General features: G+C 51.5%; 13 protein-coding genes. 2 read left to right on the top strand and 11 right to left on the bottom strand.

What is annotated here, in order from left to right; translation table 11 throughout:
* Both WAO31_RS05005 and WAO31_RS05010 read left to right on the top strand, forming a co-directional pair.
* The coding region (locus tag WAO31_RS05005; protein ID WP_509591004.1) for a glycerophosphodiester phosphodiesterase family protein at positions 1-341 on the top strand (341 nt) is incomplete at its 5' end.
* Between the two features lie 100 nt (positions 342-441).
* A complete protein-coding gene (locus WAO31_RS05010) occupies positions 442-804 on the top strand; it encodes an RNA polymerase-binding protein RbpA (protein ID WP_509591006.1) in 363 nt (120 codons plus the stop codon).
* 1 nt (position 805) lies between these two features.
* On the opposite strand, the gene WAO31_RS05015 is transcribed toward WAO31_RS05010, so the two are convergent.
* From WAO31_RS05015 to WAO31_RS05065, 11 genes are all read right to left on the bottom strand, one after another.
* On the bottom strand, positions 806-1,507 hold the full coding sequence (locus WAO31_RS05015) for a polyprenol monophosphomannose synthase (protein WP_509591008.1): 702 nt from the start codon (positions 1,505-1,507) through the stop codon (positions 806-808).
* Entirely contained in the window at positions 1,504-3,048 is a 1,545-nt protein-coding gene (lnt, locus tag WAO31_RS05020) for an apolipoprotein N-acyltransferase (protein ID WP_509591010.1), read from the bottom strand. The genes WAO31_RS05015 and lnt overlap by 4 nt, the downstream gene beginning before the upstream one ends.
* A gap of 9 nt (positions 3,049-3,057) precedes the next feature.
* The gene (locus tag WAO31_RS05025; RefSeq protein WP_509591012.1) at positions 3,058-5,508 is read right to left on the bottom strand and encodes a DEAD/DEAH box helicase; all 2,451 of its coding nucleotides are present in this window, start codon (positions 5,506-5,508) and stop codon (positions 3,058-3,060) included.
* A gap of 5 nt (positions 5,509-5,513) precedes the next feature.
* Positions 5,514-6,305: a twin-arginine translocase subunit TatC gene (tatC, locus tag WAO31_RS05030; RefSeq protein ID WP_509591014.1), complete on the bottom strand. Its 792-nt coding sequence runs from the start codon at positions 6,303-6,305 to the stop codon at positions 5,514-5,516.
* Positions 6,306-6,515 (bottom strand): twin-arginine translocase TatA/TatE family subunit, encoded by a 210-nt coding sequence (locus tag WAO31_RS05035; protein WP_509591016.1) that lies wholly within the window; start codon positions 6,513-6,515, stop codon positions 6,306-6,308.
* A gap of 19 nt (positions 6,516-6,534) precedes the next feature.
* The gene (locus tag WAO31_RS05040) at positions 6,535-6,816 is read right to left on the bottom strand and encodes a hypothetical protein (RefSeq protein ID WP_509591018.1); all 282 of its coding nucleotides are present in this window, start codon (positions 6,814-6,816) and stop codon (positions 6,535-6,537) included.
* A 10-nt stretch (positions 6,817-6,826) separates the two neighbouring features.
* Positions 6,827-7,795, bottom strand: coding sequence for a helix-turn-helix transcriptional regulator (locus tag WAO31_RS05045; RefSeq protein ID WP_509591021.1), 969 nt, complete (start codon positions 7,793-7,795; stop codon positions 6,827-6,829).
* Positions 7,788-8,756: a helix-turn-helix transcriptional regulator gene (locus WAO31_RS05050; RefSeq protein WP_509591022.1), complete on the bottom strand. Its 969-nt coding sequence runs from the start codon at positions 8,754-8,756 to the stop codon at positions 7,788-7,790. Before WAO31_RS05050 ends, WAO31_RS05045 begins: the two co-directional genes overlap by 8 nt.
* Positions 8,757-8,760: 4 nt before the next feature.
* Positions 8,761-9,702 carry an FKBP-type peptidyl-prolyl cis-trans isomerase gene (locus tag WAO31_RS05055; RefSeq protein WP_509591023.1) on the bottom strand — a complete coding sequence of 314 codons (942 nt, stop codon included), beginning with the start codon at positions 9,700-9,702 and terminating at the stop codon, positions 8,761-8,763.
* Positions 9,703-9,769: 67 nt separating this feature from the next.
* Positions 9,770-10,714, bottom strand: coding sequence for a tRNA (adenine-N1)-methyltransferase (locus WAO31_RS05060; protein ID WP_509591025.1), 945 nt, complete (start codon positions 10,712-10,714; stop codon positions 9,770-9,772).
* The coding region (locus WAO31_RS05065; RefSeq protein ID WP_509591027.1) for an HAD family hydrolase at positions 10,711-11,068 on the bottom strand (358 nt) is incomplete at its 5' end. The genes WAO31_RS05065 and WAO31_RS05060, both read right to left, overlap by 4 nt.

The raw sequence follows: 11,068 nt of genomic DNA on the forward strand, positions 1-11,068 counted from the left end.
TCAGTGAAGGCTCGAGAAAAAGAGCGCTCGCAAACAGCCCCACTCCCCTAGCTTCTTCGGCTGGAAGCTCAAAGATTCTCTCGATATATTTAGCTGCCAGGGCTAAGTGGACTAATCCGCTTTTGAAACAAATGGAAAGAATCGATGCACTTCAGATCCCAACAAAGCGCTACGGCTTTGACTTCACCCACCCGAGGTTTTTGGAGCAGGTTTTGGGCTCGGGAGTCGAGATCCACTACTGGACCATAAATCAGCCTCGAGAAATGCTTGAACTTTTCAAGCTCGGGGCCCACGGTATCGTCACCGATAGAACCGACTTGGCCATCAAGACTTTTAGCTGAGAAATTTCTGTTAAGTGAGTCCCCGATGGATGTTTTTCGCACCCGGTTTGGTTGCAACCATTGTTGACATAAGTCAGCCAAACCCAAACCAGGAGAAATCATGGCTCAACAGACAATGCGCGGTATCAGGCTTGGAGCACAATCTCTCGAATCAGAAATTGGGGTTAGCTTCTCGGCTAGAACCAAACACAGCTTTCAGTGCCCAAACGGCCATGTCAGTGAACTAGTTTTTGCCCAGGACGCCGAGCTACCAAACCAGTGGCAGTGCAAGTCCTGCCCCGAGCAAGCTACGCTCCTAAGCGATGGAGCTCTAGTAAAACTTGAAGTCGATGAGCTAAAGACACCCCGCTCACACTGGGAGATGCTTTTAGAAAGAAGATCCAAGGAAGAGCTTGAGGAAATTCTCAAGGAGCGACTTTTGTATATCAGAGCAAGGCGCAAAGCCGGCAAAGCCGACGTGTAAATCAGAAGATTCTTTTTAGTCCCCAAAAGGTGACCTTGGTCAGTGCCTCCAGCACAATGGCCAAGGTCATTTTTGATTTCCCGTTGACCCGCTCAACAAAAGTAATTGGCTTTTCAATCACAACCCCAGATTTCGATGCCAGGTAGGCAAGCTCTACCTGGAACGAGTATCCGTGTGAGGATACCTTGCGCTCCAAAAGTGTCCTTAGAAAATTGGCCCGATAGACCCTAAAGCCCGATGTCATGTCCTGAATTTTGGTTCCCAACATAAATTTGGCGTAGCTGTTTCCGAACTTGGAAACAAACTTTCTGTGCGACGGCCAGTTCAGTACCTCTCCCCCACGAATCCATCTAGAACCAATTACCAAATCCGCCTCCGGTGAGGCCTGAAGCAAAGTAATCAAATCACTTACCCGATGAGAACCATCGGCGTCCATCTCGACTATGAAATCGAAGTTCCTCTCAAACGCCCACTCAAAGCCGGCGAGGTAGGCAAGTCCAAGACCTTTTTTCTGAACTCGATTGAGAATCGCCAACCTTGGCTCCTGCTCGGCAAGTGCGGATATGATCTTGGAGGTTCCATCCGGTGAATTATCGTCCACCACCAAAACCGACAAAGTGGGTTCTAAATCGAGAACGCCCAACACCGTTTCCTCGATCGTGAGCGCTTCGTTGTAAGTGGGAATCACAACAAGCGTTTTCAACTACTGCCTTTTCTGGTGCGATTGGCAAAGCCCGTTCCAATTGCCGCCAAAAGTAGCGCGAGGGCAAGTAAATTCACAGCTAAATCAAATGAGGGTCCGATTACCATTGCCGGGGTAATCGATGTTCGTAGCGGAAGGGTCTGTACCATCACTCCCGGCTCAAAAATAGGCAGTTGATCAACCACTTCCCCGTTTGGTAGGAACACCTTAGAGACCCCAACCGTCGATATGTTTACAATCGCCCTTCCGGTTTCAATAGCCCGAAGCCTTGCCAGGGCGGCCTGCTGAAAGGTCTCGTCACTTCGACCAAAGTCGGCGTTATTGGTTTGAGACAAGATGATCTCGGCACCCTTGTCGACTAACTCTCGACCGATGTCATCGATTGCAATTTCGAAGCAGATCAGTACTCCCAGGTTCGACCCTTCAAACTCGAAGTTTCCGTCCCTACTTCCGAATGCGTAGCCCCTGGAGACCAAGCCCACCAGATCCGGAGCGAGTGCGTACCAAAAATCTCTATCCGGGACATACTCTGCAAACGGAACCGGTCGTTTTTTGTCGTACTGATCAATTTGACCTTTACCCGGAGCGAAGTACAGCGAGCTGTTAAACACCTCTTCGCCGGATTCGGTGATGGCCCCAAAAATCAACGGCACCTGGTATTTATCGAGCACCGCGTCAATTTGAACCTTGGCCATGGCGTTGGACTGAGGGTTGAGGTCGGAGGCATTTTCCGGCCAGACGATGAAGTCAACCTCCTCGCGCCTGGGGTGATTGCTCAGTAGCTCTGTGGCCTCGAGATGGTTTCTCAAAAATGTTCCCCGTTCGGGGTTAGCAAACAAACCGGCGTTCGCATTTCCCTGCACGGCTGCAACCGTGACTTCTCCGCTTTCGGACTCGGTTGGAACCACAAAAAACGCAGCCAGAGCCAAGATGGCAATTGTGCTTGCCAAGGCGGGAACACCCAAACGCAAATTTGATAGGCCAGCTTGAAATAGCAGCAGCAAGCTAACGGTCATGAAGACGGATAGGAAAGTAAGTCCCGATATGCCGACGAAGTAAACCAGCTGCGACAAGAAGCTATCCGAGAGCGCCTGAGCAACCCTGGACCAGGGAAATCCTCCATAGGGAAAGTTGATGGCCACGAATTCTCTAGCGGTCCAGAGCGTTGCGATAGCCAGTGCTATCAGGGTTGAAGCGAGGCTGCCCTTTAGGCGCTCCTCTAAGTAGGTCCATACCAGGGCAATGCTTCCGGCTCCCAGTGCAAAGATAACTGACTCCAGCACCGAGAGAGCAATTAGCGGAACCGGACCGAGGTAGAGACTTATCCATTCCACCTGGCTCATGTAGAACGCTATGCCGGCCAAGAAGCCAACTCCAGTAGCGGGGAAAAACTTCAAGCCTTGAATCGCCATCAAAATCATTGCGACAGAAACAAAAATTAGCGGCCAGACGTTTTCCGTAGGCATCGCCAGGGAGGAGACAAACCCCCCAATAATTCCAACTGGTATGCGCCAAGCCATGGCCGAAATGGTTTTGTTCATGTTTCCAGCCTATGCATAGTAGGAATAGGCGACGATGCCGTGCTTAACTTTATCCACGGCATCACTGGCCTTGGAGGCCATTTGGCCCTCGCTAGCTTTGGCTAGTTGCTCAAGTAAGTCAATAATTTGTTTACACCAGCGGATAAAGTCCCCTGGCAACAAGTCAGCAGATTCCAAGACCAAATCGAGTTTGGTCCCGGTGGCCCATCTGTAAATCGGGTAGCTCAAATCAAGTTCGAGTTTTGACGAGCGCTGGAGCTTGTGCTTTTTTGAAAGCGCCTCCAGCTCCTCCCAGAGGTTTTGGGTTTTTGTGAAACTGTCGAGGAAGTTCCCTTTAGGTGTTCTAGCTTCAAAGTTTTCATCATCGCGACGCGGTTCGTAAACCAGCGCCGCAGCCATCGCCGCAAGGCCGGGAGCATCCAAATTGTCCCAGAGCTTAAGCCTCAGAGCCTCCGCGACTAGTAAATCTCTCTCCCCGTAGATGCGAGCCAACATCTTTCCGGAGTCAGTGACGTGAAGGTCTTCATCGTCTTTATCTGTTAGGTAATCAAGCTCGATAAGTAGAGAGCAAATTTTGTCAAAAGTTGAAGCCACCAGATTTGTTCTACCCTCGATTTGGTCGATGATGGCCTGAGTCTCGCGGTGCAATTGCCACCATCGTTCGGCCCAGCGCGAATGCGCTTCGCGGTGCGAACACAGGTGACACGGGTGAGTCTTCATTCGCACCTTTAATTCTGCGAGTTTCCTCTCCTGTTCGCTTCTGCCCTTGGTTTGTCTAATGTCCTTACCGCGCTCTTGCCTGGTTCTGCCCGAAGACAAAGCCCTTTCGATGTCGCTTAGCTCGCGACGGATGCTCGAGTAAGCGAAAAAATCACCCAGGTGACACTCCATGGACTTGGCGTAGCCATCTAAAGAGATTTGTTTTTCGCGTATGCCCTTGGCAAGTCCAACCACCGAACGATCGGCCTGGAACTGGGCAAAGGAAGTTTCGAGTACCTCCCTTGCACGCTTTCTCCCGAAGGCTTCAATCAAGTTCACCGCCATGTTGGCAGTTGGCTTAAACGGGCTAATCAGCGGATAGCTTCGTTTGCTGGCAAGTCCTGCGACGCTTGCCGGGTCGAGGTTTCCAGACCACTGAATGACAGAGTGACCGAGGGTGTCGATTCCGCGTCTTCCAGCACGCCCGGTCAGCTGCGTGTACTCCCCCGGTGTGATCTGAACTCTGGATTCCCCGTTGAACTTATCGAGTCTTTCTAACACAACCGTTCGGGCGGGCATGTTAATCCCGAGGGCAAGGGTCTCCGTTGCGAATACAACTCTGACGAGTTTTCGTAAGAATAGCTCCTCGACTACTTCTTTGAAAGCCGGCAGCATTCCGGCGTGATGGGCCGCCACTCCCCTCTCTAAACCGCTCAGCCACTCGAAATATCCGAGTGTGGCTAAATCCTCATCAGCGATTGAGGCTGTTTTCTCCTCCACGAAGTATCTGATCTCAGACTGCTCCTCCTTTGTGGTGAGCCTGACACCCCACTGGTGGCAGGCTCTCACGGCAGCGTCACACCCCGCCCGAGAGAAAATGAAGAAAATAGCCGGTAGTAAATCATTGTCCTCGAGAATCTCGACTACCTCGGGTTTAGAGACCTTTGGAATTCTGGAGAATCTTCGGTCCAGTTCCCCGCGTGGCTTTTTCCCCCTGGTGTATTTACCAATTGGTATTCGCAGCTTCGCGGAGTGTTTTTGTACCAACTCGGAATTGACCCGCTGGTTTTTTGATCCCGGTGCGAATAGTTCCATCAGCTCATCACCAAACAAGACGTGCTGATCTAGGGGAACTGGTCTGATTTCCGAAACCACTATTTCGGTGTCGCCCCTTACCTCCTCAAGCCAGGCTCCAAACTCCTCTGCGTTTGAGACTGTGGCGCTAAGGGAAACCAACTTCACGTCCTTTGGGAGGTGCAGAATCACTTCCTCCCAAACAGCACCGCGGAACCGATCGGCTAAGTAGTGAACCTCATCCATTACTACATACCCCAGCTCAATGAGCGAGTCGGAGTTTGCATAAATCATGTTTCTTAGAACCTCTGTAGTCATCACAACAATCTGGGCGTCAGCGTTTGTGTTGGTATCTCCGGTTAGAAGCCCAACCTTCTCAGGCCCGTAGCGTGCGACTAGTTCTGCAAATTTCTGATTACTCAGAGCCTTAATCGGCGTGGTGTAGAAAACCTTTTGCTTTTTCTCGATTGCCAGATGTATTGCGAATTCCCCAATAATAGTTTTTCCCGCGCCGGTAGGCGCGGCGACCAAAACTCCCTTACCCTTGGCAAGCGCATGGCAGGCCTGCTCCTGAAATGGATCAAGGTCGAATTCAAGAAGCTCAAGAAATGAGCTATAGCTTGGAGCGGACTGTTTCGTTTTTGCCCTCGCGTATCGCTCAGCGGCGCTGAGCTCCTCCTGCTTCACTTCAACTACTCAGCATCTTGGGGATGGTCAAACTCCAAAGCTGCGAGCTTTTTTTCAACGCGTTTATCGTGAAGGTAGGCCACCCCCGCTGCTAAGAAATATAGAAGTAAAAGCGGTGTCATTAGTAAGAACATTGCCATAGGCTCTGCCACCGGAGTAGCAATCGCACCCACCACCGCTGAGATAAAAATTGCGAGCCGCCAAGATTTGATTATGTTCTGAGCCGTTATTACCCCGGCAAAATTTAACATGACCAAAACTACGGGCAGCACAAAGGCAAGACCAAAAACCAACAAGATTCTGGTGGTAAACAAAATGTACTCACTGGCATTTATAACGTTGGCCCCACCGTCGGGTGTGAAGCCAACCAGTACAACTACGAATGCGGGAAGCGATGTCCAGGCGAGAAATGTCCCGGCAACAAATAGAGGGACGGCGGTGAAAACAAAACCGATCGAGTATCTCTTTTCACGCTGTTTTAGTCCGGGAGTAATGAATGCCCACAAGTTAAAAAGCCATATCGGTGATGCCATCAGCACTCCGAGGAAAATTGAAACCTGTAGCCTCACGTCAAATGCCGAGACCACGGTTGGAAAGTTGATTGTCGCGTTGCTCCCCGGCTTGCCTGCAAGCTCAATGATGGGTCTTTGCAACTCGTCGAAGACGAAGTCAAACATAAACCAGCCCGCTACAGATCCACCAAGGATAAATAGAGCGGACCAAAACAGTCGATTACGTAGCTCTTTTAGATGCCCCGAAAGGCTCATTTTGGCGTCGGGGTTTTTCTTCCTGGCCACTTACTTGTTGTTGGGGTTTTCACCCTCAGCTGGCTTATCGGCCGGCTTGGCGTCCTCGGGGGCTGTTGCCTCTTCGTTGGTCTTAATCTCCTTGCGGAAAATACGCATGGACTGCGCAAGGGACTTGGCAAGGCCGGGAAGCTTGGGCCCGCCCCAAAGCAACAGCACAATCGCCAGAATAATGATCCATTCCCAGCCCTGAAGACGCATTGTTTTTCCTTTTCTCTTGCTACAAAACTCTAGTCCTAAGCCTACGGCCTCGCTCGCGCCTTTGCTTCCTTACCTTGCGCTGAAGCTCAAGACGGCGTGCTACGTGCCATGCGGGGTCATCCTCGATGGCGCTGGCTAGTTTGGCAATCTCGGGAGCCTGCTCGCTTGCCTTTGCCAGAAGCTCCACTTGCTGCTGAAATGGGGCCACCAGCGGGCGAAGCCTCAGGAGCTTCCTCACAAGATAAGCAACTGACCAGACAAACATCACAAGCGCAAATGTTCCAGCAAATAACCACTCCATGCCAACAAACCTACTCGGCTTCTTGTTGCGGGGGTAGCTCGCCAAGTGCAGCGGCCGCGAAGTCTCTGACGGCGACTCTGGCAGTCTCGGGAGCCAAGACCCGGACTTTGCCGCTATATCTGGCGACTATGCGCCCTAAATTCTCAAGGTGGCCGATCGAGATTCGAACTTGAACGCTCTTGTTTCCGCGAATCTCAAAATCTGGCTTGTAATCCGCGATGAGTGAAAACGCTTCCGGGTCAACCTCAAACAAGACCTCCGTGTCGGTGGCCCTAATCTCATAGATTTCCTCGGTTTCCTTGGAGCTCCCGAACCGCTCTGAGAAAACATCTAACACCACAATGTCCCGCATTCGATCGAGTCGGAATATCCGATCTTCGTTGTTGGTTCGACAAAATCCCCTGAGGTACCAGGTCGCTTCTCTGGATTCGAGACGAATCGGTTCAATTTCGCGATCTGAAACTTCACCGGTTGAATTTCTATAGGAACACTTGATTGCTCGTCTTTCTTCAACGGCCAACCTGGCCTTTTTGAGGTCAGCATCACCTCGAACGGGTTGGACCATAAACGGTAAGTCTTTCTGACCCAGTGCTCCCTTTCCTAAAATACCAAGAAGCTCGGAAATTTCTTTTTGATCAGCCGGGTCAACTAAATCAACCAAATAAGCGAGCCCGCTTGCGATGGCGGCAGCCTGTCTGGTTGACAACCTCGGAACCGCCTCTAGGGTGGGTGCAAAGCTTAGGTCAACAATCCCCTCTTCTAGCAGGTCGTAGTCCAGAAAAAAAAGTTCATCGGGCCTGTAAAGACCAACCCCAGAAAGTGAAATTGTGACCACCGCCGAGGATATTTCTTTTTCGGTCACCTGAAAGTGTTTGGCAACATCTTCAATTTTTTGCTGCCGGTTTGAAATCAGATAGCCGGTTAAAGCAAGCATGAAGTTGTACCGATTTGTGCCGCTGAGCTGTGAACTTTTAGGCATGGGCTCTTTTCACCTTCAAGAGATTTCCTCTAACCAAATCTGCAAGCTCTGCAGGTCTAATAATCTCAATTTCGTCTACGAACTCCATAAGTTCCTCAGCGAACAAGAAAAGGTCCATGTAACTGGTCTCAAACTCAACTTGCTCGGTAGCCAGGTCGAAGTGGAACCATGCGGCACTGTTTGGTGAGACCCTGATAACTGCCTTCTGAGAGTCCTTGTGCTTTTCAAGCTCTTCTAGGGCGAGGGCTACTTCCCCATTTTGTGGTGGCTCGAAACTTACATCCTGGATGTCAACTTCTGACACGATTCGCCGGAGTAGAAAATTACGGGGCTCAGCCCTGTCTAGATCATGTGCGATTAGCATCCACTGTCCAGAGATGTTCTGCAGAGACCAGGGTTCTAGGTTTCGCACACTCGGCTCAGCATCGCCAGGCTTTTGATAGTCAAAAGAAACCCTCGAGCCAGACTCGATTGCGGTTGAAAGGGGCAGAAAGGCTGGGTCATGAGTTCGAATACGGGGTGCGATCCCAATCAAACTGCTTGAGTCGGCAGTTTCCCCCATGGCCCTGATTCGATGAATGGCTCGGTTAGCGTCAGCCGATAGCGATGCCTTGGCCCAAACCTGGGCCGCCAAATTAAGAAGCGCCACCTGCTTCGAGCTTAGGCTGACCCCCTTTGGCCAGACAAAATCTTCGTTGGCTATCAGGTACCGGAATTCCTGGTTGTCATCCATTGCCTCTGGCGGTATGAACGAGCGCCAAGCAACCCCAGCTTCGGTGAGCTGAACCTTATCTCGTTCGAACATCCGATTCAGAGCGGAGTTATCCCCTGCGGAATCGAATGATTCCTTATACCCCTGAACGGTTGCGAAAATCTCGGCTTTGGATAAACCGTTTCCTGCAACCAGTAAAGCGCAGGTGAGATTGAACAGACGCTCAGAAAGATCTATCCGCTCCGACATGTTGCTAGTTGCTTGTACCCAGAATGTCTATAACGAACACGAGAGTTGCGCCAGGAGGAATACTCCCGGCCCCGGCATCGCCATAGCCCTGTGCAGGAGGAATGATTGCAATAACTTGCGAGCCAACAGGCTGTCCGACAACTGCTGCCAAGAACCCTTCGATTAGAACACCCTCTTGCAATTCAAATTGAGCCGCCTGGCCAGAGTCCCAGCTCGAGTCGAACTTCTCGGAGTTGTCCCAAAGGAAACCGCTGTAGTGCATGGTCACGCGTTGCCCCAGTTGCACTTCCTCACCTGAACCACGAATCAGCTGGGCAATCTTTAGTTCTTCGGGCGGGGCAGTTTGAGGAATTGTGACACCTGGAATTCCCTCTGGGGTTGTCACTACGGCCGGAAATCCGGCTTCGGCGGCTACCGCTTGGCCGGTTGCTTTTTCCAGAAATACTTTCCTCAGGTCAAAGATGAAAACCAGCGAGTCCGTTGGTCCAACACCCAGTGCAGGGATACCCTGACCGTCATGGGCTTGGGCTGGAGGAATGATTGAGACCACCCTTGATCCTTCTTTGGCTCCAGCAAGAGCAACACAGAAATTGGGAACCTGATCTGGTCCAAAAAACGCCGTTGGGGATTCGCTTCCATCAAAAGCCGTCTGCTGGATTAGCTGTCCGCTGCCGCCGTTGTATCCGGAGAACTCAAACTCCACAAGGTTTCGTCCGGTGAACACCGGGCCGTCCCCGTCCACCACAACGCGCGCCTGAACTGCCTCAGCCGTCAGCGGTGAGGGAAAGCTCACAACCGGAGTCTCCCCGTAGTTTGATGAAACCGTTACCGCTTCAACTTGATCGCCTGTTTGAAAAGCTTCGCAGGCAAAGTTGGTGGCCGGGGAACAGCCAGTGAGGGTTGCAACCAGCAGCAAGCCGGTCAGGCTGACAATGGTGTTTTTCAACTTGGAGACAACTTTCTAAAGAGGTTAGATTTCAACTTTACTCGGCGTACAGGCCTACCGCTGTTTGCTAGGAGTTAGCCTTTCGGACGGTCTTTCGAAGCTTTTTTTCAGAGACCTTTCGCTCCCCCAGTCCGTCGGGGTTCCAAGCTCTGATGTCGGCGTCGGAGTACTCGGTTGATTTAACCTTGGACTTGAACTGAGGCAAGATTGCACCCGGTGCGAGCCTCCTGGCCGTTAGTAGGAAACCGGTGTGAGCAATCATGCGGTGCTCAGGCCTTACTGCTAAGCCCTGAAGATGCCAAGGCCTAACCAGAGATTCGAATGCGTTTGGTTCGGTGAACAATCGGGTAGCTCGAAGATCTTCTGCCATTCGAGACAACTGAGTGACGGTGGCGACATAAACAATGATTAGACCGCCTGGAGCTAGGGCTTCTGAACAAGAATCGATGCATTCCCAGGGGGCGAGCATATCAAGCACCACGCGGTCGACGCTTTGGGGCTTTAGTTTCCTCGGAAGCTCTTGCTGCAAATCCCCTAGGTGAATCTTCCAGTTCTTTGGGTTCGAACCGGTCTGACTTTTTACGTTACCGGCAGCAATTTCCGCAAACTCGGACCTGCGCTCAAAGGAGTGCAGGAGGCCTTCTGATCCAATGGCGCGAAGTAGATACAGACTTAATGCTCCTGAACCAACCCCTGCCTCGACCACGGTCGCCCCTGGAAAAATGTCTCCCTCAACCAGAATTTGAGCGGCATCTTTTGGGTAAACAATTGCAGCCCCTCGGGGCATTGAAAGGACAAAGTCACTAAGAAGTGGTTTTAGGGCTAAAAACTCGACTCCGGTCTCGTTTGCAACAACTGAACCATCTGGCTGACCGATGATGTTGTCGTGCTTTAGATCTCCGCGGTGTGTGCCAAAGGCTCCGCCCTTGACCAAGGTGATGGTGTTGAGTCGACCCTTCGGACCGGTTAGCTGAACTTTGTCACCAACCTTGAAAGTGTTTTTCTTGCTCACTTGAATAGGCCCCTGACGTCTGACATTGTGACTCCCTCGAGCGTTGGCCACAGGATTCGACCCGGTTGAGCCGGGATATCGACAATGTTCTTAATTCCAACTGCCTTGGTTCCAGCTGCCTCAGCCGAGCGAAGTCCGGAAATCGAATCCTCAAACGCTACGCAATCTTCCGGTCTAACCCCTAGCAGTTCTGCAGCTTTTAGGTAAGCTTCCGGGTGCGGCTTTCCGTGTAGCACGTCGTCACCTGCGACTATCACGTCGAAGGCGTCAAACCCAATGGAGTCCACCACCTGCTTTGCCATGCGGTGCATCGACATTGTGACCAGGGCGGTCTTTACCTTCTTTTTTCTAAGC

Origin of the sequence: Rhodoluna sp. (assembly GCF_049276775.1) — a bacterium.
In the GTDB taxonomy this organism is placed as follows: Bacteria; Actinomycetota; Actinomycetes; order Actinomycetales; family Microbacteriaceae; genus Rhodoluna.

Coding starts and splice junctions, on each gene's coding strand:
- WAO31_RS05050 (WP_509591022.1), bottom strand. CDS start 8,756: ATGTCGGAGCGGATAGATCTTTCTGAGCGTCTGTTCAATCTCACCTGC.
- WAO31_RS05035 (WP_509591016.1), bottom strand. CDS start 6,515: ATGCGTCTTCAGGGCTGGGAATGGATCATTATTCTGGCGATTGTGCTG.
- WAO31_RS05040 (WP_509591018.1), bottom strand. CDS start 6,816: ATGGAGTGGTTATTTGCTGGAACATTTGCGCTTGTGATGTTTGTCTGG.
- WAO31_RS05010 (WP_509591006.1), top strand. CDS start 442: ATGGCTCAACAGACAATGCGCGGTATCAGGCTTGGAGCACAATCTCTC.
- lnt (WP_509591010.1), bottom strand. CDS start 3,048: ATGAACAAAACCATTTCGGCCATGGCTTGGCGCATACCAGTTGGAATT.
- WAO31_RS05045 (WP_509591021.1), bottom strand. CDS start 7,795: ATGCCTAAAAGTTCACAGCTCAGCGGCACAAATCGGTACAACTTCATG.